The sequence below is a fragment of the Sanguibacter keddieii DSM 10542 genome, assembly GCF_000024925.1.
Classification (GTDB): domain Bacteria; phylum Actinomycetota; class Actinomycetes; order Actinomycetales; family Cellulomonadaceae; genus Sanguibacter; species Sanguibacter keddieii.
Window position 1 is genome coordinate 1,148,168 of record NC_013521.1, and the last position, 26,206, is coordinate 1,174,373.

Sequence of the window (26,206 nt, forward strand, 5' to 3'; positions counted from 1 at the left end):
GCACCGCATGAAGGCTGGAATCCACCCCGAGTACGTCGACACCACGGTCACCTGCACCTGTGGCAACACGTTCACGACCCGCAGCACGCAGACCTCCGGGAAGATCTCTTCCGACGTCTGCTCCGCCTGCCACCCGTTCTACACCGGCAAGCAGAAGATCCTCGACACCGGTGGCCGCGTGGCCCGCTTCGAGGCTCGCTACGGCAAGAAGTCCTAGCACTCCTCCAGCGCCGGTGAGACGTACCGCCGACAACCTCTCCAGGGGCAGTCGTGCGGCGTCTCACCGGCGCTGTTGCTATTCCCGGGCCCGTCCACCGGACGACGGCCCGGGTGCTCGCCGACCAGCACGTCCCACCCCCGCAGGCAGGAACCCCAGATGAGTGAGACCTTCGTCGCCGCCGAGCCGCTGCTGGCCGAGCACGCGGAGATCGAGCAGCAGCTCGCCGACCCTGCCGTGCACGCCGACGCCGCCCGCGCCCGCACGCTCGGGCGCCGCTACGCCGAGCTCGGTCAGGTCGTCGCCGCCTACCGTGGCTGGCGCTCGGCCGTCGACGACGCCGAGGCCGCAGCCGAGCTCGCCGCGGAGGAGCCCGCCTTCGCCGAGGAGCTCCCCGCGCTGCAGACCGCCGCGACCGACGCCGCCGAGAAGCTGCGCCGGGTCCTCATCCCGCGCGACCCCGACGACGGGCGCGACGTGATCCTCGAGATCAAGGCCGGCGAGGGCGGCGAGGAGTCCGCGCTGTTCGCGGGCGACCTGCTGCGCATGTACCTGCGGTACGCCGAGCGCCGCGGCTGGAAGACCGAGGTCATCGAGGCCACCGAGTCCGACCTCGGCGGCTACAAGGACGTCCAGGTCGCCGTGAAGGCCAAGGGCACCGTGGCGCCGGAGGACGGCCCCTGGGCCAACCTCAAGTACGAGGGCGGTGTGCACCGCGTGCAGCGCGTCCCCGTGACCGAGTCGCAGGGCCGCATCCACACCTCGGCGGCCGGGGTGCTCGTGTTCCCCGAGGTCGAGGACGCCGGTGAGCTCGAGATCGACCAGAACGACCTCCGCATCGACGTCTACAGGTCGTCCGGGCCGGGTGGGCAGTCCGTCAACACGACGGACTCGGCCGTCCGCATCACGCACGTGCCCACCGGGATCGTCGTGTCGATGCAGAACGAGAAGTCGCAGCTCCAGAACCGCGAGCAGGCCATGCGCGTGCTCCGCGCCCGGCTGCTCGCCGCGCGCCAGGAGGAGGAGGCCGCGGCGGCGAACGACATCCGACGCTCGCAGGTGCGCACCGTCGACCGCTCCGAGCGCATCCGGACGTACAACTACCCGGAGAACCGCATCGCGGACCACCGCACGGGCTACAAGTCCTACAACCTCGACCAGGTGCTCGACGGCGACCTCGAGCCGGTCGTCCGCTCGGCCATCGAGGCCGACGAGGCGGCGCGGCTCGCTGCCGCGGGCAGCTGAGCCGTGGTCGAGGTGACCCTGGCGACGCTCGACGCGTCGCACACCGCGGACGTGCTGGTGCGCGTCGTCGCCCGTGAGCTCGCCGGTGCCGGGATCGAGACGCCCCGCGTCGACGCCGAGATCCTCGTCGCCCTCGCCGCCGGCGTGTCCCGCGGCGACCTCCAGCACGCCGCCCTGCTCGGCAGGACCGTGCTCGCCGAGGCCGCGCAGGCCGAGCGGCTGCGGGGCCTCGCCCGGTCCCGTGCCGAGCGGCTGCCGCTCCAGCACCTCACCGGCACGGCCCCGTTCCGCCACGTCGAGCTCGACGTCGGACCGGGCGTCTTCGTCCCGCGCCCCGAGACCGAGGTCGTCGCGCAGGTCGCCGTCGACGAGGCGCTGCGGGTGGTCGCCGAGCGCGGCCGCGTCGTCGTCGTCGACCTCTGCACCGGGTCGGGGGCGATCGCCGTGGCGATCGCCCAGGAGGTGCCGGAGGCCGAGGTGCACGCGGTCGAGCTCGACGCCGCTGCCCACGCCTGGGCCCGGCGCAACGTCGACAGGATCGCACCGCGCGTGACCCTCGTCCGCGGCGACGCCCGCACCGCGCTGACCGCGCTCGACGGGCTCTGCGACGTGGTCGTCTCCAACCCGCCCTACGTGCCGACCGGTGCGGTCCCCAAGGACCGCGAGGTCGCCGAGCACGACCCGGCCGTCGCGCTCTACGGGCTCGGCCCCGACGGCCTCGAGGTGCCGCGCGGAGTCACCCGGGCAGCGTCCCGTCTCCTCGTCCGGGGCGGCCTGTACGTGATGGAGCACGCCGAGGTCCAGGACGCCGGAGCCCGGCAGATGGTGGACGACACGGGTGACTTCGAGCCGGCGCGCACCCTGCCGGACCTCACCGGACGCCCCCGGATGGTCGTGGCTCGTCGGAGCACACCGCCGGTCGTGGAAGACTCGTCGTCGTGAGTACGTCTGGAATCCACCCTGCACACGACGCGTCGACCTGGGGACCGTCCCTCGACGAGGCCGTCAACACCGTCCAGGCCGGGGCGCTCGTCGTCCTGCCGACCGACACGGTCTACGGCATCGGGGCCGACGCCTTCGACGCCGACGCCGTGGCCGCCCTCCTCGCGGCGAAGGGTCGCGGGCGCCAGATGCCCCCGCCCGTCCTCGTCGGTTCCGTCGCCACCCTCGACGGGCTCGCCACCGAGGTGCCCGAGGCCGCCCGCGCGCTCGCCACGCGGTTCTGGCCCGGTGCCCTCACGCTCATCCTCACGGCACAGCCCTCCCTCGCCTGGGACCTCGGCGACACCCACGGCACGGTCGCGCTCCGCATGCCGGACCACCCGACCGCGCTGGCGCTCCTCGCCCGGACCGGGCCGATGGCCGTCTCGAGCGCGAACCTCACCGGAGGCCCTGCCGCGACGACCGTCGAGGAGGCCCACGCCCAGCTCGGCTCGTCCGTGCGGACCTACCTCGACGCCGGCGCAGCCCCGGGCGGGGTCGCCTCGACCATCGTGGACGCGACGGGGGAGACCCTGCGCGTCGTGCGGGCCGGTGCGATCTCGCTCGAGGAGCTGCGGACCGTGACGCACGTCGAGGACGTCCTCCCGCCGGTGCCCGAGCCGGCCGACGAGGCGTCGGCGGAGCCTGCGGGCGGACCGACACCGGAGCCGGCCACCGAGACCGATCCCCAGACGGACGCCGACGCCGGGTGAGGGTCTACCTGCTGGTCATGCTCGTCGCGGCGGCCGTGACCTACCTCGCCACCCCCTTCGCGCGCTGGCTGGCCGTCAAGACCAACGCCGTCACCGCGGTGCGCTCGCGCGACGTCCACACCATCCCGACCCCCCGGCTCGGCGGCGTGGCGATGTACCTCGGCCTCGCCGCGGCTTTCCTCTTCGCCTCGCGGATGGGGTTCCTCGAGGGGGTCTTCGAGGTCAACAACAACGCGTGGGTGATCCTCGCCGCAGGCGGGATGGTCTGCCTGCTGGGGGTCGCCGACGACATCTGGGACCTCGACTGGATGACCAAGCTCGTCGGCCAGGTGCTGGCGGCCGGGCTCATGGCCTGGCAGGGCGTCCAGCTCATCACGGTGCCCATCGGAGGGTTGACGATCGGGTCGAGCCGGCTGTCGCTGTTCGTCACCGTGATCTCGGTGGTGATCGCGATGAACGCGGTGAACTTCGTCGACGGCCTCGACGGCCTCGCCGCGGGCATGATCGCCATCGGTGGTGCGGCGTTCTTCGTCTACACCTACCTGCTCACGCTCGAGGCGAACCCCACGGACTACTCCAACCTCGCGACCCTCATCGTCTCGGCGCTGGTGGGGGCGTGTCTGGGTTTCCTGCCGCACAACTTCCACCCGTCGAAGATCTTCATGGGCGACTCCGGCTCGATGCTCATCGGCCTCACGATGGCCGCCGCCGCGATCGTGGTCACGGGCCAGATCGACCCCGAGCAGGCGTCCGACGGCCAGCAGATCCCGGCCTTCATCCCGATCCTGCTCCCGGCTGCGGTCCTCATGCTGCCGCTGCTCGACATGGGCCTCGCCGTCGTGCGTCGCCTGCTCGCCGGGAAGTCGCCGTTCCACCCCGACCGCATGCACCTGCACCACCGGCTGCTGCAGCTCGGCCACTCGCACCCGCGGGCGGTCGTCATCATGTACCTGTGGAGCGCGGTCTTCTCCTTCGGTGCAGCAGCCCTCGTCGTCGTGCCCTGGCAGACCGTGCTCGCCGGGCTCGGCGTCGCCGTCGTCGTCTCGATCATCCTCACGCTGGGCCCGCTGCGCGGGCGCGAGCGTGGGGCCCGCCACGCAGTCCCCGGAGGACAGTCCCGATGAGCACCCCCGACCACAGCACGCCGGTCAGCCCTGACAGCCCCGCCAGCCCCGACAGCCCTGAGGGCACGGACACAGCCGCCGCGCTGCCCTACGTGCCGGAGCACGTGAGCAAGGAGATCTTCCGCTCCGCCCTGCGTGCGACCCTCGCCCTGCTCGTCGTGATCGCCGTCGTCGGCGTGGGCGTCGGGCTCCTGGTGTCGGGCACCGCGGGGGTGTGGGCGGCGGTCCTCGGGGTCGCCGTCACGCTGCTCTTCTCCGGCTCGACCATCGCCTCGATGCTCTACACGGCCGACAAGAGCCCCAACACGATGATGGCCGTCCTCATGGGGGTGTGGATCGCCAAGATGATCGTGCTCGTGGTGGTCCTCGCGGTCCTCGGCCAGATGGACTTCTACGACCGGGTCGTCTTCGCCGTGATCGTGATGGTCGGTGTCGTCGGATCGGCCGGCCTCGACATGTACTCGGTCGTCAAGGGACGTCAGCCCTACATCTCACCCAAATAGGATGCTTTCGAGCGTTTGTCGGGATGGTTCTGCCAAGATCCAGTCTTCGTCATGCAACGGTGTGGGTTAGGATTCCTCTGATCCATGACGGACCGGTCCATCGACGCGTGCCTGCAAGGTAGCCGGCGACGAGGCCATGAACACCGGGAGTTTGCTCTGTCCACCATCGCCACGATCGGGCTGCTCAGCGCCTCCGGTGCGAGCGGAGAGTTCCACCCGCCGTCGATCTCCGAGTTCTTCCCGTCTGCGATCTTCTTCGAGGGCTCGTTCCTCGAGTTCAACCGCATCATGCTCGTCCGCGTCCTCGCGGCGATCGTGCTCATCGCCCTCTTCGTCATCGCGGCCCGCCGCGCGAAGCTGGTGCCGGGACGGGGCCAGAACATCGCCGAGATGGGCCTCGACTTCGTGCGTGTCAGCATCGCCGACGAGATCCTCGGGCACAACGCCCGTCGGTACGTCCCGATGCTCACGACGATCTTCTTCGCGATCCTCGCCTTCAACATCACCGGCGTGATCCCGCTGCTCAACATCGGCAGCACCGCGCTCATCGGGCTGCCGCTGCTGCTGGCCGGCTGGGTGTACGTCGTCTACCTGGCCTCGGGCATCCAGAAGTTCGGGCTGCTCGGGTACCTCAAGACGAGCCTCTTCCCGCCCGGCGTGCCGTGGTTCCTCTACTTCCTCATCACGCCGATCGAGATCCTCCAGGTCTTCGTCTTCCGGCCGGTCACGCTCGCCCTGCGTCTCGCGGCGAACATGATCGCCGGTCACCTGCTGCTCGTCCTGTGCTTCAGCGCGACGCAGTTCTTCTTCTTCGAGGCAGCCGGGGCCCTCAAGGCCATGGGCGTCGTCTCGCTCGCCGCAGGACTGGGCTTCACGCTCTTCGAGATGCTCGTCGCAGCCCTCCAGGCCTACGTCTTCACCCTGCTCGCAGCGGTGTACATCTCGATGTCGATCGAGGAGGAGCACTGACCTCACGGTCGGGTCTCCCACGAGGGCTCGCGCCCTCCGCGCCCAGCGCACCTGAACTGCACCTCACCACGCACGACGCGTAGCACGTCCCACATGACGCCCGGACACGGGCGCCCAACGGAAGGAACACCCCAGTGGACACCACCACCACTCTCGCCGAGCTCACCGGAAACATCGCGACCATCGGTTACGGTCTCGGCACGCTCGGCCCGGGTATCGGTCTGGGTATCCTCATCGGCAAGACCGTCGAGGGCATGGCTCGCCAGCCTGAGGTCGCCGGCCAGCTCCGCACCACCATGTTCATCGGTGTCGCCTTCGTCGAGCTGCTCGCCCTGCTCGGCATCGTCGCCGGCTTCCTCTTCACCGCGTGATGTCAGCCCTCACCGCAGAGGTGGCCGTCCTGGCCGCCGCAGAGGGCGACGTCGACGGGATCCAGCTGTTCCTGCCCGCCAGCTACGACATCGTCTGGTCGGCGGTCGTCATGGTCGCTGTCGGCCTGATGTTCTACAAGCTGGTCCTGCCGAAGTTCACGGCGATCCTCGACGAGCGCACCGCGAAGATCGAGGGTGGCCTGAGCAAGGCCGAGCACGCCCAGGCCGAGGCCGACGCGCTGCTCGCCCAGTACAAGGCTCAGCTGCAGGAGGCTCGCACCGACGCCGCACGCATCCGCGAGGAGGCACGCGGCGAGGCCACGGCCATCGTCGCCGAGGCCAAGGCCAAGGCGTCCGAGGAGTCGGCACGGATCTTCGAGACCGCCCAGCGTCAGATCGAGGCGGAGCGCCAGCAGGCGTCCACCTCGCTGCGCAACGACGTCGGCGCGCTCGCCACCGAGCTCGCCTCCAAGATCGTCGGCGAGTCCCTCGAGGACACGGCACGTCAGTCTCGTGTGGTCGACCGCTTCCTCGACGAGCTCGAGGCATCGGCCCTGACCACCGCACCTAAGGGGAAGTGATGCGCGGGACCAGCCAGGCGTCTCTCGACGCCGCACAGCTCCGGCTCGCGCCGGTGCTCGCGGCTGCGGGGGAGCAGGCCTACACCATCGGTGACCAGCTGTTCGCCGTGGTCGACGCACTCGACGCCTCCGGGGCGCTGCGCCGGTCTCTCGCAGACCCGTCACGTCCCGCAGCGGACAAGGCGGGCCTCGTGCGCAACCTCCTGTCGAGCGCGTTCGACCAGCACACGGTCGACGCGGTCGCCGACCTCGTGACCTCGCGGTGGTCGCACGAGGGTGACCTCGTCGACGCCGTCGACATCCTGGGGATCGACGCGTACCTGGCCTCGGCCGAGGCACGTGGCGACCTCGCGAAGGTCGAGCACGAGCTGTTCCAGATCACCCGCACGCTGGTCGGTCAGCGCGAGGTGCGCCAGGCGCTCTCGGACAGCAGCACCGACCCGGCACGCCGCGTGAAGCTGGTCGACGACATCCTCGTCGGCAAGGCGGACCCGGTGACGGTCGCGATCTGCCGCCGGGCGACCGCGAAGCCTCGCGGCGAGCGGTTCGTCCCGGCCCTGGGCCGTGTCGGCGAGATCGCCGCGAAGCGCCGTTCCCGCAAGGTCGCCTCGGTGACCTCCGGCTCCGAGCTGAGCGCCACCCAGCAGGACAGGCTCGCAGCACTGCTCGAGCAGGCCTACGGGTCGGCCGTCCAGCTCAACGTGACCGTCGACCCGACGGTCGTCGGCGGGCTGCGCATCCAGATCGGCTCGGACGTCGTCGACTCGACGGTCCTCAGCCGGCTCGCAGCCGCCCGACGGCAGCTGGCCTCTTGACCAGGACCAGCGGTCCACAGCCGGTGACACCCGGCACCACAGACATGAACGTTCGACCGCACACGCGGCCACGACAGGAGAGAAGCAATGGCTGAGCTGACGATCCGGCCCGACGAGATTCGGGCCGCGCTGGACAGCTTCGTGAAGTCCTACGAGCCCGAGTCTGTCGTCACAGAGGAAGTTGGCCGGGTCGTCCTGGCTGGTGACGGCATCGCTCAGGTCGAAGGACTTCCGGGCGCGATGGCCAACGAGCTGCTGCGATTCGAGGACGGCACGCTGGGCCTGGCCCTGAACCTCGACGTGCGCACCATCGGTGTGGTCATCCTCGGTGAGTTCACCGGGATCGAAGAGGGACAGGTCGTCCGCCGCACCGGAGAGGTCCTCTCCGTCGCCGTCGGTGACGGGTACCTCGGCCGTGTCGTGGACCCGCTCGGCGCACCGATCGACGGGCTCGGCGAGATCGAGACCGTCGGCCGCCGTGCCCTCGAGCTCCAGGCTCCCGGCGTCATGGCCCGCAAGTCGGTCCACGAGCCGCTGCAGACCGGCCTCAAGGCCATCGACGCGATGATCCCGATCGGCCGTGGTCAGCGTCAGCTGATCATCGGTGACCGCCAGACCGGCAAGACGGCGATCGCGATCGACACGATCATCAACCAGAAGGAGAACTGGGAGACCGGGGACCCCTCGAAGCAGGTCCGCTGCATCTACGTGGCGATCGGCCAGAAGGGCTCGACCATCGCGTCGGTCCGCGGCGCCCTCGAAGAGGCCGGCGCGCTCGAGTACACGACGATCGTCGCGGCTCCCGCGTCCGACCCCGCGGGCTTCAAGTACCTCGCGCCGTACACCGGCTCGGCCATCGGCCAGCACTGGATGTACGAGGGCAAGCACGTCCTCATCATCTTCGACGACCTGTCGAAGCAGGCCGAGGCGTACCGTGCCGTGTCGCTCCTCCTGCGTCGTCCGCCGGGCCGCGAGGCCTACCCGGGTGACGTCTTCTACCTGCACTCCCGCCTGCTCGAGCGCTGTGCGAAGCTCTCGGACGAGCTCGGTGCCGGCTCGATGACCGGTCTCCCGGTCATCGAGACCAAGGCGAACGACGTGTCGGCGTACATCCCGACCAACGTCATCTCCATCACCGACGGTCAGATCTTCCTCCAGTCCGACCTCTTCAACGCTGACCAGCGCCCCGCTGTCGACGTCGGCATCTCGGTCTCGCGAGTCGGTGGCTCCGCGCAGATCAAGGCCATGAAGAAGGTCTCGGGAACGCTCAAGCTCGACCTCGCGCAGTTCCGGTCGCTCGAGGCCTTCGCGATGTTCGCGTCCGATCTCGACCCCGCGTCGCGTGCTCAGCTCGCCCGTGGTGCGCGCCTGCTCGAGCTGCTCAAGCAGCCCCAGTACTCGCCGTACCCGATCGAGGACCAGGTCGCGTCGATCTGGGCTGGTACAAAGGGCAAGCTCGACGACGTGCCCGTCGAGGACGTGCGCCGCTTCGAGGCCGAGCTCATCGACCACCTGCGCCGCAACACCGAGGTGCTCACGACCATCAAGTCGTCGGGCAAGCTCGAGGACGACACCGAGGCGGCCCTGACCTCCGCGGTGGACGAGTTCCGCAACGGCTTCCTCAAGGGTGACGGGTCGCCGCTCGTCGGCGGCGACGAGGAGCAGGACGAGGCTGCTCACGTCGAGCAGGAGCAGATCGTCCGGCAGAAGAAGGCCTGACGCGTGGCAGGCAACCAGCGCGTCTACAAGGCGCGGATCAAGTCGACGCAGTCGCTCAAGAAGATGTTCCGTGCCCAGGAGCTCATCGCGGCGTCTCGCATCGGCAAGGCGCGTGCGCGGGTGACCGCGGCGCAGCCGTACGCGACCGCGATCACGCGGGCCGTGTCGGCCGTGGCCACGCACTCGGACGTCAGCCACCCGCTGACGTCCGAGCGCACGGACACCAACCGCGCCGCGGTGCTGCTCGTCGCGTCCGACCGCGGCATGGCGGGGGCCTACTCGGCCAGCGTCATCCGCGAGGCGGAGCAGCTCATCGAGCAGCTCACCGCCGAGGGCAAGGACGTCCAGCTCTACGTCAGCGGTCGTCGTGCGCTCGCCTACTACCAGTTCCGCGGTCGCACGATCGTGGGCTCCTGGACCGGTGGGTCGGACGCTCCTGACGCCGAAGAGGCCGAGCAGATCGCCGACACGCTCCTCGAGGCGTTCCTCGCCCCGGCCGACGAGGGCGGTGTCGCCGAGCTGCACGTGGTGCACACCCAGTTCGTCAACATGGTGACCCAGCGTCCTCGGGTCATCCGGATGCTCCCGCTCGAGATCGTCGACGGCGTGGCACCCTCGGAGCCTGCAGCGGCACTGCCGCTGTACGACTTCGAGCCCTCGCCCGAGGCCGTCCTCGACGGGCTGCTGCCGCGGTACGTCCGCAGCCGCATCTTCAGCTGCCTGCTGCAGGCGGCCGCCTCGGAGCTGGCATCGCGCCAGCGGGCCATGCACACGGCCACCGAGAACGCCGAGGACCTCATCCGCATGTACACCAGGCTCGCGAACCAGGCGCGCCAGGGTGAGATCACCCAGGAGATCAGCGAGATCGTCTCCGGTGCCGACGCACTGGCGGCATCGTGACCGCTCAGCACCGCGCGGTCACCGTCCCCAGGACATCAGCACCATCACACTGCACAGACCCCGCCGGACTCACCTCCGGCCCAGCGAAGCGAGGCCAGTAATGACCGCCACGTCCGTCGAAGCCACGGCCGGTTCCCAGGCTGGACCCGGCGTGGGCCGTGTTGCCCGCGTCATCGGTCCGGTCGTCGACATCGAGTTCCCGGCCGACTCCATCCCCGACATGTACAACGCCCTGACGGTCGAGATCGACCTCTCGGCCCAGGGCGAGGGGGAGCAGTCCTTCACGCTCACCCTCGAGGTCGCCCAGCACCTCGGTGACTCCCTCATCCGTGCCATCGCGCTCAAGCCGACCGACGGCCTCGTCCGCGGCGCCGTCGTCACCGACACCGGGTCGCCCATCAGCGTCCCCGTCGGCGACGTCACCAAGGGCCACGTCTTCGACGTGACCGGCAACGTGCTCAACGCGAAGCCGGGCGAGCAGATCGAGGTGACCGAGCGCTGGCCGATCCACCGCAAGCCCCCGGCATTCGACCAGCTCGAGTCGAAGACCGCGATGTTCGAGACCGGCATCAAGGTCATCGACCTCCTCACCCCGTACGTCCAGGGTGGGAAGATCGGTCTCTTCGGTGGTGCAGGTGTCGGCAAGACCGTCCTCATCCAGGAGATGATCTACCGTGTGGCCAACAACCACAACGGTGTGTCGGTGTTCGCCGGTGTCGGCGAGCGCACCCGTGAGGGCAACGACCTCATCGAGGAGATGACCGAGTCGGGCGTCATCAAGCAGACGGCCCTCGTCTTCGGCCAGATGGACGAGCCGCCGGGCACGCGTCTTCGCGTGGCCCTCTCTGCTCTGACGATGGCGGAGTACTTCCGCGACGTGCAGAAGCAGGACGTGCTGCTCTTCATCGACAACATCTTCCGCTTCACGCAGGCCGGTTCCGAGGTCTCCACGCTGCTCGGCCGCATGCCGTCCGCCGTGGGCTACCAGCCGAACCTCGCCGACGAGATGGGTCAGCTGCAGGAGCGCATCACCTCGACGCGTGGTCACTCGATCACGTCGCTCCAGGCGATCTACGTCCCTGCCGACGACTACACCGACCCGGCGCCGGCGACCACCTTCGCGCACCTCGACGCGACGACGGAGCTCTCCCGAGAGATCGCCTCGCGCGGTCTCTACCCGGCCGTCGACCCGCTCGCCTCGTCGTCGCGCATCCTCGACCCCCGCTACGTGGGCCAGGCGCACTACGACACCGCGACGCGCGTCAAGCAGATCCTCCAGCGCAACAAGGAGCTGCAGGACATCATCGCGATCCTCGGTGTCGACGAGCTCTCCGAGGAGGACAAGACGGTCGTGTCGCGTGCGCGCCGCATCCAGCAGTTCCTCTCGCAGAACACGTACATGGCCGAGCAGTTCACCAACGTGCCCGGCTCGACGGTCCCCCTCTCGGAGACCATCGAGGCGTTCTCGAAGATCGCCGACGGAGAGTTCGACCACATCTCCGAGCAGGCCTTCTTCAACATCGGTGGGCTCGAGGACCTCGAGCGCAACTGGGCGCGGATCCAGAAGGAGTACGGCGTCTGACGCTGTGCTCGACTGACAGACCCGCACCGAACTCAAGGAGAATCACGTGGCACAGCTCGAGGTCGACCTCGTCGCAGCAGACCGCAAGGTCTGGTCCGGCGCGGCCAAGCAGGTCAGCGCACCCGCGGCCGACGGTGAGATCGGCGTCCTCGCCGGCCACACCCCGCTGCTGTCCGTCCTGCGGGACGGCGTCGTGCGGGTCACCGCGATCGACGGCGACGACGTCACGGTCGGGATCTCCGGGGGCTTCCTCTCGGTGGACTCCGACGCGGTGACCATCGTCGTGGACGCGTCTGACCTCGACGTCTCCATCGGCACGAAGCGCTGACGGCAGACGACGGGAACTGACGGAGCCGTGGGAACACTTCTGGTCGTCCTTGCAGGGCTGCTCCTGGCAGCCGTGCTCGGAGCGGCCCTGGTGTTCTCACGGCTCCGTGCGTTGTCCGGCCACATCGGCTCCTTCGAGGCATCGCTGCGGCTGCGGACCGACGACGTCGCCGGCGGGCCCTGGAGCTCAGGCTTCGGCGTCTACCGCGCCGACAGGCTCGTCTGGTGGCGCGCCCGGTCCCTGTGGCCGGCGCCGAAGCACGAGTGGCTGCGCGACGACCTCGTCGTGACCGGCCGGGTGCCGCTCGACCAGGCCGGCCAGCCGGACCTGTACCTCGTGCAGTGCCGGTACCGTGAGATGGTCTTCGACCTCACGATGTCCTCCGGTGCCTATGCGGGCCTCGCCTCGTGGATCGAGGCGGCACCGCCGAACATCCGTCACTACGTCGTCTGAGCAGGCTCGACCGGCCTGGCTCGGACACCCTGCGAACCCGACCTAGGAGTCTGTTGTGCGTCTTGTCGTCGCCCGGTGCTCGGCCCACTACACGGGGAGGCTCTCGGCGCACCTGCCGCTCGCGACACGCCTTCTCGTGGTCAAGGCCGACGGCAGCGTGCTGCTGCACTCGGACGGCGGCTCGTACAAGCCGCTCAACTGGATGAGCCCGCCCTGCTCCATGCTGGTCTCCGCACCGGACGCCGAGGCCGTCGAGCGCGGCGTGACCGAGGTCTGGGCCGTCCAGCACGCGAAGAGCGACGACCGGCTCGAGATCGAGCTGCACGAGATCGTCCACGACTCCAAGCACGACCTCGGCATCGACCCGGGTCTCATCAAGGACGGCGTCGAGGCCCACCTGCAGGCGATGCTCGCCGCGCAGATCGAGCTCCTCGGGACCGGGCACTCCCTGGTCCGCCGCGAGTTCCCGACCGCGATCGGCCCGGTCGACATCCTGGCCCGCGACGCCTCCGGCGGCACCGTCGCCGTCGAGATCAAGCGCCGTGGCGACATCGACGGCGTCGAGCAGCTCACGCGCTACCTCGAGCTCCTCAACCGCGACCCGATGCTCCGCCCTGTCCGGGGCGTCTACGCGGCCCAGGAGATCAAGCCGCAGGCCCGCACCCTCGCGACCGACCGTGGCATCACCTGCCTGGTCCTCGACTACGACGCGATGCGCGGCGTCGACGACGTCGACTCCCGCCTCTTCTGACCCCACCCCCGCCCGACACTCCTCCCGAGGTACGGGGCGCGACGGCGAGGGCCTCCAGGAGGTACCTCGCCGGCGCGCCCCGTACCTCGTCGGTGATCAGCGGAGGGTGAGACGGGCGAGGCGGGCGGGGCCCTCGAGACGGACGGTGAGCGTGCCGCAGGTGCGGCTCGTCTCCGGGACGGTGACCTCGACGGATGCCCAGGCGTCGTCGGCAGGGTCGGGAGCGTCGGCAGCAGGCAGGGTGTGCCGCGTGCCGTCGGGGAGCGTCACCTCGATGCCAGCACGGCCGGCGCCCCAGCGGGCGGCCTCGACGACGACCGTGCCGACGTCGGTGAGGTCCACGCGGTCGAAGGTGACGGTGGCCGAGCGTGCGCCGGGCCGGATGCCCACCACCGTGCCGTGGGACGAGGTCCGTGGGGCGAGGACGCTCGCGGACTCGGTGTCGTAGGCGACGGCGTCGACCGTGGACCCGCTGACCAGGTCGGGGTAGGCCGGGCCGGCGACCGTGACCGTGGCGCGGGCCCGGACGTCGGCGCTCGACCGGCCGACCTCGAGGGTCCAGCTCCCCGGCTCGGTGTGCCAGCGCTCGGCGCGTGCGTCCCAGGTGGCGAGCGCGGCAGGGGCGACGGTCACGTCGACCCGCCGGACCTCGCCCGGCGCGAGGGTCACCTGGCGATGCCCTCCGAGGCGGCGCCGGGAGCCCGCCGGATGCCCGGACGGCAGCGCCACGTAGACCTGGACGGTCTCGTGGATCGTGCGGGAGCCGGTGTTCTCGACCTGGACCGACACCTCGAAGGCCGGTACCTGGCCGGTCGGCCGGGCTGGGCCCGCGTCGTCGGCGAGCTCGTCGTCCACCTGGACCTGCAGCGTCGAGACCGCGGCCGTGACCTCGCCGTACTCCACCGTCGAGTACCCGAGCCCGTGGCCGAAGGCGTACAGCGGGCGGGTGTCGGCGTACCAGTACGTGCTGCGGGCGCCGACCACGTCGTAGTCGAGGATGTCGCCCGCGTCCTCGGTGCGTGCGACCCAGGTCTGGGCGAGGCGACCGCGCGGCTCGACGTCGCCGACGAGCACGTCGGTCAGACCCGGGCCGAGCTCTTGGCCGGCGTGCGAGGACCACACGACGGCGGCGGCCTCGTCGGCGATCTCGCCGAGCGCGTAGGGGTAGCTCGACACGACCGCGAGCACGGCGCGGTCGGTTGCCTCGCGCGCCGCCCGCCACAGAGCGCGGGCCGCGCGCGGGAGGTCGAGGTCGGGACGGTCCTCGGTCTCGCGCCCGTGGACGTGCGGGTCGTTGCCGACGGCGACGACGACCACGTCGGCGGCCGCTGCGGCCTCCGCGACCGCGGCCTCGCCCGAGCGGACAGTCCGCAGGTCGAAGCGCTCGGCGGACTCGACGGTGCTCGCGTCGGCCACGAGGGTGCGTGCCTCGTGCTGGACGCGGAGCCACCGGCCCGAGCCGACGTGCTGGACCGACCACGCCCCGTCGGGGTGACGGTGCAGCCGGAAGGTCTCCTGCGCGACCCACCCGCCGACGCGGCTCGCGTCCGCGCGGACGATCCACCGCCCACCGCTCAGCAGCGCGCCCGTCGCGACGCTGCGGAGCGTGACGACGCCGTGCCCCCAGTCGGTCACGTCGAGCTCCTCCGCCGGGCCGCACCGGTCGGCGGTCGCGGTGACGGTCCCGTCCGGCTCGCTCACCGACAGGTAGGTGCCGGTGCTGCGCGCACGGAGCCCGACACGGTCGGACCCGTCCACGACGGTCACCTCGGTGCTGGACAGCCGCGCACCGAGGGCGGTGGCGAGGTCTGACAGGTACGGGGGAGTGCCCGAGTACCAGTCGTGGAGCACCCGGTCGGCGAGCGGACCGACGACGGCCAGGCGCGTCGGCGCGGCACGGTCCGGGCCCAGGAGGGGGAGGACCCCGTCGTTGGCGAGGACCACGACACCCGCTGCGGTCGCCTCGCGGGCGAGAGCGCGGTGCTCGGGGAGGTCGATCTCGTCGGCGGTGATGCCCGCGTAGGGGTCGAGGCCCGGGTCGAGCTCACCGGTGCGCAGCCGGAGCTCGAGCAGCCGGACCACGGCACGGTCGACGTCCTCCTCGGTGAGCAGACCGGCCTCGAGCGCGGCGGTCACGTGCTTCACCGTGGGCCCCGACTCCGTGTCGTGGTCGGTGAAGGAGTCGACGCCGGCGAGCAGCGCCGCGGCGTGCGAGTCCGTCTCGGAGGTGAAGTAGCGCTCGGCCTCGACGAGGTTGGTGGGCGCGGCCGCGTCCGAGACCACGAGCAGCGAGCGGTCTGTCCACGAGCGCAGCTCGTCGAGCAGCTCGCGCGCCACGTGGTTGGGGCGGCCGTTGACGAGGTTGTAGGACGGCATGACGGCGCCCACGACGCCAGCCTCGACCGGTCCGCGGTAGGCGGGGAGCTCGTACTCGTGCAGCACCCGGGGCCGCAGCCCCGAGCTCGTCACGGCGCGGTCGACCTCGTTGTTGTAGGCGAGGAAGTGCTTGAGGGTGGGCACCGTCTTCCAGAAGGCGGGGTGGCCGCCCCGGAGCCCCTGGCAGTAGGCGGTCGCGATCTCGGCCGTCAGCGCCGGGTCCTCGGAGTAGCCCTCCTCGTTGCGTCCCCAGAGCGCGTTGCGCAGCGGGTTCACCACGGGTGCCCAGACGTTGAGGCTCACGGTCGGGTCGGCGGCGTGCTTGGCGCGGACCTCGGTCGCGACGGCGTCACCGACACGGCGCACGAGGTCGGTGTCCCAGCTGGCGGCGAGCCCGACCGGCTGCGGGAAGACCGTCGCGGTGCCGAGCCACGAGACGCCGTGCAGCGCCTCGGTGCCGGTGCGGAACGGTGCCAGGCCGAGCCGGGGGACCCCGGGCGACACCTGGTGGAGCGAGGCGATCTTCTCCTCGGTGGTCATCTGCTCGACGAGCGCACGGGCGCGTCGTGAGAAGGCGTGGTCCGACGGCTCGAGGGTGGCCGTCGGTGTGGTCGGCTGGACGTCGTCGTCTGCCAGAGGTCGCACGGTGGTCGTCCTTCGTTCGGGTGGGGACAGGCTAGCCCTCGAAACGGTTCGATGGCTAGGAGGTGCGCAGATGCGGTCGCCCGGACCTGGGCGAGCACGACGGCACGTCGTCTGCGGGGCCAGATGCCGAGCCTCTGGAAGGTTTCTGGGTGGGGACCACGAACCCTTGTCGGATCCCGGCATCTGTCGTAGAGTCCCACTCGTCGAACCGCTTCGACGCTCGCGAGCCCGGTCCGGGCCCGCTCCCCGCACCACCTCGAGAGCGCCGCGCCAGGCGCAGCGCCCGAGAGACGCACCACCTGAGACGCACAGCGACGTGCCGCGAACCACACACCGGAGTGAAGGACGCCCTCATGAACACCAGAACCCCCCGTACCCTCATGGACATCGACGTCAACCGTCGGTCCTTCCTCGGGATGCTCGCCGCGGGTGCCGCCGTCGTCGGCGTCCCGTCGCTGCTGTCCGGCTGCGGAGGCTCCGGGCAGGCCCCGACGACCGGTTTTGTCGCCGCCGGCACCGACGTCATCCCCACCTACGTCCCGGTCGACTACGTCACCCCGGACTTCCCGAGCGTCAACGGCTCGACCCCCGGCTTCTCGGTCCTGCCGACCGAGCTGGTCCAGTCGGTCCCGACCCCGCCGGGCAAGGGCACCGCCTTCACCGCCATGACCCCGCTGTGGGGCACCATCCCGCCGAAGTCCGGCAACCAGTACTACGCCGCGGTCAACGACCTGCTCGGCTCGACGATCGACTTCCAGATCACCGACGGCAACACCTACGGCGACAAGCTCGCGACGGTGCTCGCCTCCTCGCGCGACGTCCCGGACTGGGTCTGCGTGCCGACCTGGAACCTGCCGCCGCGCTTCGGCAGCGAGATCGTCGGCAACGTGTTCCAGGACCTCAGCCCGTACCTCGGGGGCGACAAGGTCAAGGAGTACCCGAACCTGGCCAACATCCCGACCGACGCCTGGAAGTTCTGTGTGTTCAACGGCAAGCTCTACGGGCTGCCGTTCCCGGGCGAGATCCTCACCGACGCGGTCTTCTACCGCAAGGACGTCCTCGACGGCCTCGGCATCACGCCCGACGTGCGCTCCGGCCAGGACCTCATCGACCTGGCCGTCGAGCTCACCGACTCCAGCGCGGGGCGCTGGGGCACCGAGGACCTCTGGAACACCGCCGCGATCATCCACGCGGTCCCGCCCAAGTGGAAGCTCGACGACGCCGGGAAGCTGGTGCACCGGGTCGAGAGCGAGGAGTACCGTGCGGCCCTCGAGTGGAACGCCGCGGTCTTCGCCGCGGGCGTGGTCCACCCGGACGCCGTCGCCGACCAGAGCGGGGACGCCAAGCAGCGCTTCCAGTCCGGCAAGACCGTGATCGCCAACGACGGCCTCGGCTCGTGGCACGAGGCGCTGCGCGACAACCTCGCGAGCAACCCCGACTTCTGGCAGGAGCCGTTCCTGCCCTTCGCCGCCGACGGCGGGACGCCGGTCCTGTTCAAGGGCAACCCGGCCAACATCTTCTCGTTCCTCAAGAAGTCCGACGACGAGGCGCGCATCAAGGAGCTGCTCTCGCTCGCCGACGTCCTCGCGGCGCCCTTCGGCACGACCGAGTTCGACGTGGTCGCCAACGGCGTCGAGGGCGTGCACTTCACCCGGGACGACCAGGGGATGCCGGTCCCGACCGACCTCGCGGCGACCGAGCTCCAGCCGACCTACATGTTCCTCGTCGACGGGCCGATCGCGAACACCCGCGTCCAGTACCCCGGGTACGTCGAGGCGTCGTCGAACTGGCAGGCCGCTGCCTCGGAGTTCATCACCGACCCGGTGTTCTACGGCCAGCAGATCTCCGAGCCCCAGCAGTACGCCTCGATCGGGCAGCCCTTCGTCGACCTCGAGAAGGACATCTCGCGCGGGCGCAAGTCCATCTCCGACCTCGACTCCGCCGTGGAGACGTGGAAGTCCTCGGGCGGCGACGAGCTGCGCGCCTTCTACCAGGACATCCTGGACCAGCAGTGACGGCGCCCGACGTGAAGGACGGGGCGCGGAGCGGGGCGGCGGAACCTGCCCCGCCCGCGCGCCCGCCGGTCGTCCAGCGGAAGATCGGCTGGCGCACCCGGCTGCGGCGGGACCGCTCGCTGCTCATCATGACGCTGCCGGCCGTCGGCTTGCTGGTCGTGTTCGCGTACGTGCCGATGCTGGGCAACGTCATCGCCTGGCAGAACTACTCGCCCTACTCCGGGTTCGTCAACAGCACCTGGGCGGGCTGGTCCAACTTCGAGCGCGTGTTCAGCAACCCGCTGTTCCTCAACGCGGTCGGCAACACCCTGACGATCACCGCCTTCCAGCTGGTGTTCTTCTTCCCGGTGCCGATCGTCCTGGCCCTGCTGCTGAACTCCGTGATCACGCCGCGGATCCGCACCACGATCCAGTCGATCGTCTACCTGCCGCACTTCTTCTCGTGGGTGCTCGTGGTGACGCTGTTCCAGCAGATCTTCGGCGGCGCCGGGCTCATCAACCAGACCCTCCGGGCGCACGGTCACCAGGGCTTCGACCTCATGACCAACCCCGACACGTTCCTCGTCCTCATCACGATGCAGTCCGTGTGGAAGGACGCCGGCTGGGGGATCATCATCTTCCTCGCCGCGCTGAGCACGGTCTCGCCCGAGCTCTACGAGGCCTCGGCGGTCGACGGTGCGAGCCGGTGGCGACGGATGTGGCACATCACGCTCCCGGCCCTCAAGCCGGTCATCATCCTGCTGCTCATCCTGCGTCTGGGCGACGCGCTCACCGTCGGGTTCGAGCAGCTCATCCTGCAGCGCGGCGCGGTCGGTGCGGAGGTGTCCGAGGTCATCGACACCTTCGTCTACTACCAGGGCGTCGTGTACGGCGACTGGAGCTTCGCGGCCGCGGCAGGTCTGGTCAAGGGTGTGGTCAGCCTCCTGCTCGTCCTCGGGGCGAACAAGCTGGCGCACGTCTTCGGAGAATCGGGAGTGTACAAGCGAGCATGAGCGGACAATCACCTGAGCTCTCGGCCTCCGTGGCCGTCCTCCCGGCCGACGTCCGCGACGAGCAGCGCGGGTCTGGCCCGCCGCCGCCCCGTCGCCGGCGCCGGTTCCACTCGCAGCACCGTCCCGTCTGGGAGGAGCCGCCGACGCCCGTGGGGGCGAGCCTGAAGTTCCTCACGCTCGTCGTCATGGTCCTGGTCGTCGTCTTCCCCCTCTACACCGTGGTGCTCACCAGCCTGTCGACGCAGGCCGAGACGCTGCGCGCCGGCGGTCTCGTGGTCGTCCCCGGTGAGCTGACGATCAACGCCTACAAGCAGATCCTCAGCGGCGGCATCGTCACCCGGGCGACGCTCGTCAGCATCGGGATCACCGCGGTCGGCACGGTCATCTCGACCGTGGTGTCGATCCTCGCGGCCTACGGGCTCTCGAGGTCGAACTCCTTCGGCCACCGGCCGATCCTCTTCGTCTTCCTCATCACCATGTTCTTCGGCGCGGGTCTCATCCCGACCTACCTGCTGGTGAGCGAGCTGGGCCTCATCGACTCGTACTGGGCGCTCATCCTGCCCGGGGCGGTCTCGGCGTTCAACGTGCTCATCCTGAGGAACTTCTTCATGGGGATCGAGCCCGCCATCCTCGACGCCGCGCGGATCGACGGCGCGGGGGACTGGCGCATCCTCGGGTCGCTCGTCCTGCCGATGTCGAAGGCGGCGACCGCGGTCGTCGCGCTGTTCTACGGCGTCGGGTACTGGAACGCGTTCTTCAACGCGATCCTCTACATCAACGACAACGAGAAGTGGCCGCTCCAGCTGGTGCTGCGCTCCTACGTCCTGCAGGGGGTGACGCTGCCCGGCAGCGGCACCGGCCAGGTGGACGTGGCGTCGGGCGCCGTGACGGGCCTGCCGATCCAGATGGCCGTGATGGTCCTCGCGATCGTGCCGATCCTGCTGGTCTACCCCTTCGTGCAGCGCCACTTCACCAAGGGCGTGATCTTCGGGGCGATCAAGGGCTGACACCCGGCTCGGGCACGGCCGACCGGTCGTGCACGCTCCCGCGGTCGACCACCCGCGGGGTGAGCAGCCGGGTCTCGGCGGGGTGGTCCTGGTCCAGACGGGCCATGACCATCTCGACGGCCACCGCACCGATGGTGTGCGCCGGGAGGTCGATCGAGCTGAGCGGGACAGGCTGCGACTCGGCCACCTCGGGCGGGCACACCGCGAGGACGGAGACGTCCTCCGGTGTGCGCAGCCCGCGGTCGTGGAGCGCGGAGACGACGAACGGGAGGGCGACCTCGTTGTGGACCACGACGGCGGTGACATCGGGCACGGCGGCGAGCAGGCTGTCGACGGCGGCGCGCGCGCCGCTCGGGGAGGACTCGCAGGCCACGTGCCCGGCCTGCACGTCGAGCGCCTGCGCCTCGCTGCGGAACCCCCGCAGGATGCGCTCGGCGTACGAGGTGTGGCGCTCGAGCACCGCGGGCGGCGAGCCCACCAGGCCGACGGCCCGGTGCCCCCGAGCGGAGAGGTGCCGGACGGCCAGCCGGCCGGCACCCTCGAAGTCGAGGTCCACGCAGCTCAGGCCGGCGGCCTCGTGCGGCAGGCCGATGAGCACCGTCGGCTGGCGCAGCGTCGCGAGCAGCGGCACGCGCGGGTCGTCGTCCTCGATGTCCATGACCACGAGCGCGTCGACCATCGACCCGCTCGCCACCCGGTCCAGGCCGGCGGCGTCGTCCTGGGTGAGGAGCAGCACGTCGTGCTCGTAGGTCCGCGCGGCGGTCACGACACCGGTGACGAACTGCATGATGACGCTCACGTCCACGTCGACACGCAACGGTGCCATGAGCGCGATCACCTGGGTGCGGCTCGAGGCGAGGGCCCGGGCGCCGGCGTGCGGTCGGTAGCCGAGCTCGCGGATGGCCTTCTCGACGCGCAGCCGCGTGGGCGCGGAGATCGGGCGCTTGCCGCTCAGCACGTAGGACACGGTCGAGGTGGAGACGCCGGCCGTGCGGGCGACGTCGTCGATGGTGGCCACGGGGTGCTCCTCGGTCGGACGGGCGGTCTGCGCCCAGAAGAGCGGCAGACGTGCGCTGGGCGCAGGGTCAGCGTAGGCGAGCGCGGCCGTCAGGGACAGCGCTTCGACGGATCTTCGCCCCGTGGCGCCCCCTCGGTTCGGCAGCAGTACGCAGGAAAGAGGGTGACCGGGCAGCAGCCCGGCCCCTACAATCATTGAAGCGCTTCGACGATGCGGAGGCGGCCCGCCGCCAGGCCGCAGCCGAGCGCAGAGGCACGTGAGGAGAGATCGATGACGGACCACCAGAGCAGGGCGCCGGACGCCAGGGCGCGTCCCACCCTGTCCGCGCTCACCGACGAGCTCGGCGTGCTCTACGGCGGCGACTACAACCCCGAGCAGTGGGGCCGCGAGACCTGGCTCGAGGACGCGCTCCTCATGCAGGCCGCGGGCGTCAACCTCGTGACGGTCGGGGTGTTCTCGTGGGCCCTCCTCGAGCCCCGTCCCGGCGCACGCAGCTTCGGGTGGCTCGACGAGGTCCTCGACCTGCTGCACGCCCACGGGATCGCCGTAGACCTCGCGACGCCGACCGCCTCGCCGCCCCCGTGGATGGGGCACCTCTACCCCGAGACCCTCCCGGTCGACCGCGACGGCGTCCGGCTCACCTACGGCTCGCGCAACCAGTTCAGCCCGTCGTCCGCGGTGTACCGGGCCTTCGCCCGCGACATCACCCGTGACCTCGTCGACCGCTACGTCGACCACCCGGCGGTGCGCATGTGGCACGTGGGCAACGAGCTCGGGCAGGTCTGCCACTCGGACGAGACCGCCCTCGCCTTCCGGACCTGGCTCGACGAGCGCTACGGCTCGCTCGACGGCCTCAACGACGCGTGGGGCACCACCTTCTGGAGCCAGCGGTACAGCAGGTGGGACGAGGTCGTCCCGCCCCGGAAGGCGCCCTACCTCGTCAACCCGACGCAGGAGCTCGACTTCCGCCGCTTCACCTCGGACACGCTGCGCGACGTCTACCGCGAGCAGCGCGACATCATCCGCGAGCGCGACGACCGTCGGCCGGTGACGACCAACTTCATGGGGTTCTTCCCCCTCGTCGACTACTGGTCCTGGTCCGACGACCTCGACGTGGTGTCGGACGACGCGTACCCCGACCCCACAGACCCCACGTCGCTGACCTCGGCGGCGCTGACCCAGGACCTCATGCGGTCGCTGGGCGGCGGCGCGCCGTGGCTGCTCATGGAGCAGGCGGTGGGCGCGGTCAACTGGCGCGAGCACAACGTGCCCAAGACCCCTGAGCGGATGCGCCTCGAGTCCCTCCAGGCCGTGGCGCACGGTGCGGACGGCGTCTGCTTCTTCCAGTGGCGGGCCTCGCGCGCCGGGGCCGAGCGCTTCCACTCGGCGATGCTCCCGCACGCCGGGGCCGACACCGAGGTGCACCGCGGCGTGGTCCGCCTCGGCGCGGACCTGGCCCGGCTGCGGTCCGTCGTGGGCGGGCGCTCGCGGGCGAGCGTCGCGATCGCCTTCGACTGGTCGAGCTGGTGGGCTGCCGAGGGCGAGGCCGGCCCGACCCGGCGGCTGCGGGTGGTCGAGGAGGTCCGCCGTTGGCACCGGTCGTTGTGGGAGCGGGGGGTCGCGGTCGACCTGGTCCGCCCGGGCGACGCGCTCGAGGGGTACGACCTCGTCCTCGCCCCCAGCCTGTACCTGCTCGACGAGCCGGACGCGGCGAACCTGCGGGCCTTCGTCACCGGTGGTGGCACGCTCGTCCTCGGTCCGTTCAGCGACGTCGCCACCCGTGACGCGCACGTCCGTCCCGGCCGTTTCCCCGTGCAGCTCGCGGACCTGGTCGGTGCCAGCGGCGAGGAGTGGCTGCCGCTCGACGACGCGGGGCTCGACGTGGTCTCCGACCTGTGGGCCGGGCCCGACGGGGTCCTGCCCGGTATCGCGCACGTGGACTCCTACGTCGAGCGGCTGCGGCTCGACGGCGCTGGAGACAGCGCTGGCGAGGCGGTCGTCACCGCGAGCAGCAGCGCACCCGCCGGCCTCGGCGGTGCGCCCGTCGTGGTCCGCCGCTCGGCCGGCACGGGTCGCGCCTGGTACGTGGGCGCGCTGCTGCCCGACGACGCGCTCGACGCGGTCCTCGCGGAGGTGCTGCGAGAGCGCGGGACGCTGTCTGCCCTCGGCGCCCCCGCCGCACGTCTCGGGGTCGAGGCGGTGCGCCGCGGCGACCTGCTCTTCCTCCTCAACCACACCGGCTCGCCGGTCTCCGTCCCCGTCGGGAGCACCCCGCTCACCGACCTCCTCACCAGCGCCGTGCACCGTGGCTCGGCCGTCGTCCCGCCCGTGGACGTCCTAGTGCTCACCGAGAGGTCCTCATGAAGTTCACCGACGGCTACTGGCAGGTCCTGCCCGGAGTCTCCATCCTGCGTCCCGGCTCGGTCGACGAGGTGGTCGCCGAGGACACCTCCGACGGGGCGCGCCTGACGGTCTTCGCGCCGACGGCGCGCATCGAGTCGCGCGGCGACACCCTCAACCGGCCGCAGGTGACGGTCACCTTCGACACCCCGGCCGACGACGTCGTCGGGGTGCGGATCGAGCACTTCCAGGGGGTGCGGGACCGCGGGCCGGCCTTCGACATCGCCCGGACGCCGGGCGACGCGAAGGCGATCGCCCCGGGGATCGACGCCGACCCGGTCGCGAGCATCACCTCTGGGGCGCTGACCGCCCGGGTCTCGACCGACGGCCCGTGGGGCGTCGAGTTCGTGGCGGACGGCCGGGTGCTCACCTCGTCGACGCCGCGCAGCGTCGGCGTGGTCTCGCGCGACGACGGCCGCAGCTTCGTCCACGAGCAGCTGACCCTCGGCGTCGGCGAGCACGTCTACGGGCTCGGCGAGCGCTTCGGGCCCTTCGTCAAGAACGGGCAGTCGGTCGACATCTGGAACGAGGACGGCGGCACGGCGAGCGACCAGGCGTACAAGAACGTCCCGTTCTACCTCTCGGACGCCGGCTACGGGGTCTTCGTCGCGCACCCGGACCGGGTCTCCTTCGAGATCGGCACCGAGGTGGTCTCGCGGACGCAGTTCAGCGTGGAGGGCCAGCACCTCCAGTACTACGTCATCTACGGGCCCACGCCGGCGGAGATCCTCGACAAGCTCACGGCGCTCACGGGGCGCCCGGCGCGGGTGCCGTCGTGGTCCTACGGGCTCTGGCTGTCGACCTCGTTCACCACGGACTACGACGAGCAGACGGTGACGGGCTTCATCGACGGGATGGCCGAGCGGGACCTGCCGCTGAGCGTCTTCCACTTCGACTGCTTCTGGATGCGCCAGTTCCACTGGTGCGACTTCGTGTGGGACCCGGCGACCTTCCCCGACCCGGAGGGCATGCTCGCGCGGCTGCGCGGGCGGGGTCTGAAGATCTCCGCGTGGATCAACCCGTACATCGCGCAGCGCTCGCACCTGTTCGCGGAGGCGCGCGAGCTCGGGTACCTGGTGACCACGGCCGACGGCGACGTGTGGCAGTGGGACATGTGGCAGGCGGGCATGGCTCTCGTCGACTTCACCAACCCCGACGCGACCGCCTGGTACCAGAGCAAGCTCAAGGTGCTGCTGGACCAGGGCGTGGACTGCTTCAAGACGGACTTCGGCGAGCGCATCCCGACGGACGTCGTGTGGCACGACGGCTCGGACCCTCAGGCGATGCACAACTACTACACCCACCTCTACAACAAGGCGGTCTTCGACCTGCTGGTCGCCGAGCGCGGCGAGGGCGAGGCGGTCCTGTTCGCCCGGGCGGCCACGGCCGGCGGGCAGCAGTTCCCGGTGCACTGGGGCGGCGACTGCGAGTCGACCTTCGTGTCGATGGCCGAGTCGCTGCGCGGCGGGCTGTCGCTCGCCCTGTCCGGCTTCGGGTACTGGAGCCACGACATCGGCGGCTTCGAGGGCACACCGGACCCGGCGGTCTTCAAGCGCTGGGCCGCCTTCGGCCTGCTGTCGTCGCACTCGCGGCTGCACGGCTCGGACTCGTACCGCGTCCCGTGGGCCTTCGACGAGGAGGCCGTCGACGTCACGCGGCTGTTCACGCGGCTCAAGCTCTCGCTCATGCCCTACCTGGGGCGGCTCGGCGAGCTCGCGCACACCCGCGGGCTGCCGGTGATGCGCCCGATGATGCTCGAGTTCCCGCAGGACCGGACGGCGGCGACGGTCGACACGCAGTACATGCTGGGCGACAGCCTGCTGGTGGCCCCGGTGTTCTCGGAGACCGGTGACGTCACCTACTACGTCCCGGAGGGGACGTGGACGCACCTGCTCACGGGGGAGCAGGTGGTCGGGCCACGGTGGGTCGAGGAGCGGCACGACTTCGACTCGCTGCCGCTCCTGGTGCGGCCAGGCTCGGTCCTGCCCGTGGGGGCGCGGACCGACCGACCCGACTACGACTGGGCGGACGGCGTCACGCTGCGTCTCGTGGAGCTCGCCGACGGTCACCGGAGCGAGGTCGTGGTCCCGTCGAGCGCGGGCGGAGGGGCCGTGTCGGCACGCTTCACGGTCGAGCGGACGGGGACCCGGGTCGAGGTCCGTCGCGTCGAGTCGGACGGGCAGCGGCCCTGGGTCGTCGAGACCCGGGGGAACCGGGTCGAGGCCGCGGGCGACGTCGAGGTGCTGGTCGTCGAGGTCTGACGGCGGAGGACCTGGTGCCGGCAGGGGGTGCGTCTCGTTCGTGGGGAAGACGCACCCCGTGCCGGCGAGGCTCCGCCGGCCGGCGGTGGTCCGGCGGACTCCTCAGTGGAGGTGCCACGCCGCAGCAGGGGAACGACGGCGTGGCACTGAGTCAGACCTTAGCAGCGTTTAGGGCGATTTGACAGGTTCCGTGGGGATCCGTCAACCAAGGCCCCGTTCGCGTGGCCGTGCCGTGCGCGA

General features: G+C 70.8%; 23 protein-coding genes. 21 read left to right on the top strand and 2 right to left on the bottom strand.

The features are described from left to right. Window positions 1-7 precede the first annotated feature (7 nt). From rpmE to nucS, 16 genes are all read left to right on the top strand, one after another. Entirely contained in the window at window positions 8-217 is a 210-nt protein-coding gene (gene rpmE / locus SKED_RS04845; RefSeq protein WP_012866009.1) for a 50S ribosomal protein L31, read from the top strand. Between the two features lie 159 nt (window positions 218-376). After that, entirely contained in the window at window positions 377-1,462 is a 1,086-nt protein-coding gene (prfA, locus tag SKED_RS04850; RefSeq protein WP_012866010.1) for a peptide chain release factor 1, read from the top strand. A 3-nt stretch (window positions 1,463-1,465) separates the two neighbouring features. Further along, window positions 1,466-2,404: a peptide chain release factor N(5)-glutamine methyltransferase gene (gene prmC, locus SKED_RS04855; protein ID WP_012866011.1), complete on the top strand. Its 939-nt coding sequence runs from the start codon at window positions 1,466-1,468 to the stop codon at window positions 2,402-2,404. Beyond that, on the top strand, window positions 2,401-3,156 hold the full coding sequence (locus tag SKED_RS04860) for an L-threonylcarbamoyladenylate synthase (protein WP_012866012.1): 756 nt from the start codon (window positions 2,401-2,403) through the stop codon (window positions 3,154-3,156). Before prmC ends, SKED_RS04860 begins: the two co-directional genes overlap by 4 nt. Further along, window positions 3,153-4,280, top strand: coding sequence for an MraY family glycosyltransferase (locus SKED_RS04865; RefSeq protein WP_012866013.1), 1,128 nt, complete (start codon window positions 3,153-3,155; stop codon window positions 4,278-4,280). Before SKED_RS04860 ends, SKED_RS04865 begins: the two co-directional genes overlap by 4 nt. After that, on the top strand, window positions 4,277-4,783 hold the full coding sequence (locus SKED_RS04870) for a Cg1360 family ATP-synthase-associated protein (protein ID WP_012866014.1): 507 nt from the start codon (window positions 4,277-4,279) through the stop codon (window positions 4,781-4,783). The genes SKED_RS04865 and SKED_RS04870 overlap by 4 nt, the downstream gene beginning before the upstream one ends. 84 nt (window positions 4,784-4,867) lie before the next feature. Further along, window positions 4,868-5,752 carry a F0F1 ATP synthase subunit A gene (gene atpB / locus SKED_RS04875; protein WP_012866015.1) on the top strand — a complete coding sequence of 295 codons (885 nt, stop codon included), beginning with the start codon at window positions 4,868-4,870 and terminating at the stop codon, window positions 5,750-5,752. Between the two features lie 134 nt (window positions 5,753-5,886). Beyond that, window positions 5,887-6,123, top strand: a complete 237-nt coding sequence (atpE, locus tag SKED_RS04880; protein WP_012866016.1) for a F0F1 ATP synthase subunit C — start codon at window positions 5,887-5,889, stop codon at window positions 6,121-6,123. Beyond that, entirely contained in the window at window positions 6,123-6,704 is a 582-nt protein-coding gene (locus tag SKED_RS04885; protein ID WP_042437784.1) for a F0F1 ATP synthase subunit B, read from the top strand. The genes atpE and SKED_RS04885 overlap by 1 nt, the downstream gene beginning before the upstream one ends. After that, window positions 6,704-7,519, top strand: coding sequence for a F0F1 ATP synthase subunit delta (locus tag SKED_RS04890; RefSeq protein WP_012866018.1), 816 nt, complete (start codon window positions 6,704-6,706; stop codon window positions 7,517-7,519). Before SKED_RS04885 ends, SKED_RS04890 begins: the two co-directional genes overlap by 1 nt. An 87-nt stretch (window positions 7,520-7,606) precedes the next feature. Next, window positions 7,607-9,238: a F0F1 ATP synthase subunit alpha gene (atpA, locus tag SKED_RS04895; protein WP_012866019.1), complete on the top strand. Its 1,632-nt coding sequence runs from the start codon at window positions 7,607-7,609 to the stop codon at window positions 9,236-9,238. A gap of 3 nt (window positions 9,239-9,241) precedes the next feature. Further along, window positions 9,242-10,138, top strand: a complete 897-nt coding sequence (locus tag SKED_RS04900; RefSeq protein WP_012866020.1) for a F0F1 ATP synthase subunit gamma — start codon at window positions 9,242-9,244, stop codon at window positions 10,136-10,138. Between the two features lie 100 nt (window positions 10,139-10,238). Further along, a complete protein-coding gene (gene atpD, locus SKED_RS04905) occupies window positions 10,239-11,720 on the top strand; it encodes a F0F1 ATP synthase subunit beta (RefSeq protein WP_012866021.1) in 1,482 nt (493 codons plus the stop codon). A gap of 46 nt (window positions 11,721-11,766) precedes the next feature. After that, on the top strand, window positions 11,767-12,048 hold the full coding sequence (locus SKED_RS04910) for a F0F1 ATP synthase subunit epsilon (RefSeq protein WP_012866022.1): 282 nt from the start codon (window positions 11,767-11,769) through the stop codon (window positions 12,046-12,048). A gap of 27 nt (window positions 12,049-12,075) precedes the next feature. Beyond that, a complete protein-coding gene (locus SKED_RS04915; protein WP_012866023.1) occupies window positions 12,076-12,501 on the top strand; it encodes a DUF2550 domain-containing protein in 426 nt (141 codons plus the stop codon). Between the two features lie 55 nt (window positions 12,502-12,556). Next, window positions 12,557-13,252 (top strand): endonuclease NucS, encoded by a 696-nt coding sequence (nucS, locus tag SKED_RS04920; protein WP_012866024.1) that lies wholly within the window; start codon window positions 12,557-12,559, stop codon window positions 13,250-13,252. A gap of 96 nt (window positions 13,253-13,348) precedes the next feature. Here nucS and SKED_RS04925 read toward each other — a convergent pair whose 3' ends face one another. Further along, window positions 13,349-16,273: a beta-glucosidase family protein gene (locus SKED_RS04925; protein ID WP_012866025.1), complete on the bottom strand. Its 2,925-nt coding sequence runs from the start codon at window positions 16,271-16,273 to the stop codon at window positions 13,349-13,351. Between the two features lie 353 nt (window positions 16,274-16,626). On the opposite strand from SKED_RS04925, the gene SKED_RS04930 reads away from it, so the two are divergent. The 3 genes from SKED_RS04930 to SKED_RS04940 are packed head-to-tail and all read left to right on the top strand — an operon-like array spanning window position 16,627 to window position 20,287. Continuing rightward, the gene (locus tag SKED_RS04930; protein ID WP_052293871.1) at window positions 16,627-18,288 is read left to right on the top strand and encodes an extracellular solute-binding protein; all 1,662 of its coding nucleotides are present in this window, start codon (window positions 16,627-16,629) and stop codon (window positions 18,286-18,288) included. After that, a complete protein-coding gene (locus SKED_RS04935; protein ID WP_012866027.1) occupies window positions 18,285-19,280 on the top strand; it encodes an ABC transporter permease in 996 nt (331 codons plus the stop codon). The genes SKED_RS04930 and SKED_RS04935 overlap by 4 nt, the downstream gene beginning before the upstream one ends. Beyond that, window positions 19,277-20,287, top strand: coding sequence for a carbohydrate ABC transporter permease (locus SKED_RS04940; protein ID WP_042437787.1), 1,011 nt, complete (start codon window positions 19,277-19,279; stop codon window positions 20,285-20,287). Before SKED_RS04935 ends, SKED_RS04940 begins: the two co-directional genes overlap by 4 nt. On the opposite strand, the gene SKED_RS04945 is transcribed toward SKED_RS04940, so the two are convergent. Then, window positions 20,277-21,305: a LacI family DNA-binding transcriptional regulator gene (locus tag SKED_RS04945; RefSeq protein ID WP_012866029.1), complete on the bottom strand. Its 1,029-nt coding sequence runs from the start codon at window positions 21,303-21,305 to the stop codon at window positions 20,277-20,279. The genes SKED_RS04940 and SKED_RS04945 overlap by 11 nt on opposite strands. 270 nt (window positions 21,306-21,575) lie before the next feature. Here SKED_RS04945 and SKED_RS04950 point away from each other — a divergent pair, with 270 nt between their 5' ends. After that, on the top strand, window positions 21,576-23,669 hold the full coding sequence (locus SKED_RS04950) for a beta-galactosidase (RefSeq protein WP_012866030.1): 2,094 nt from the start codon (window positions 21,576-21,578) through the stop codon (window positions 23,667-23,669). After that, the gene (gene yicI, locus SKED_RS04955) at window positions 23,666-25,966 is read left to right on the top strand and encodes an alpha-xylosidase (RefSeq protein ID WP_012866031.1); all 2,301 of its coding nucleotides are present in this window, start codon (window positions 23,666-23,668) and stop codon (window positions 25,964-25,966) included. Before SKED_RS04950 ends, yicI begins: the two co-directional genes overlap by 4 nt. The last annotated feature ends 240 nt before the right edge of the window (window positions 25,967-26,206 follow it).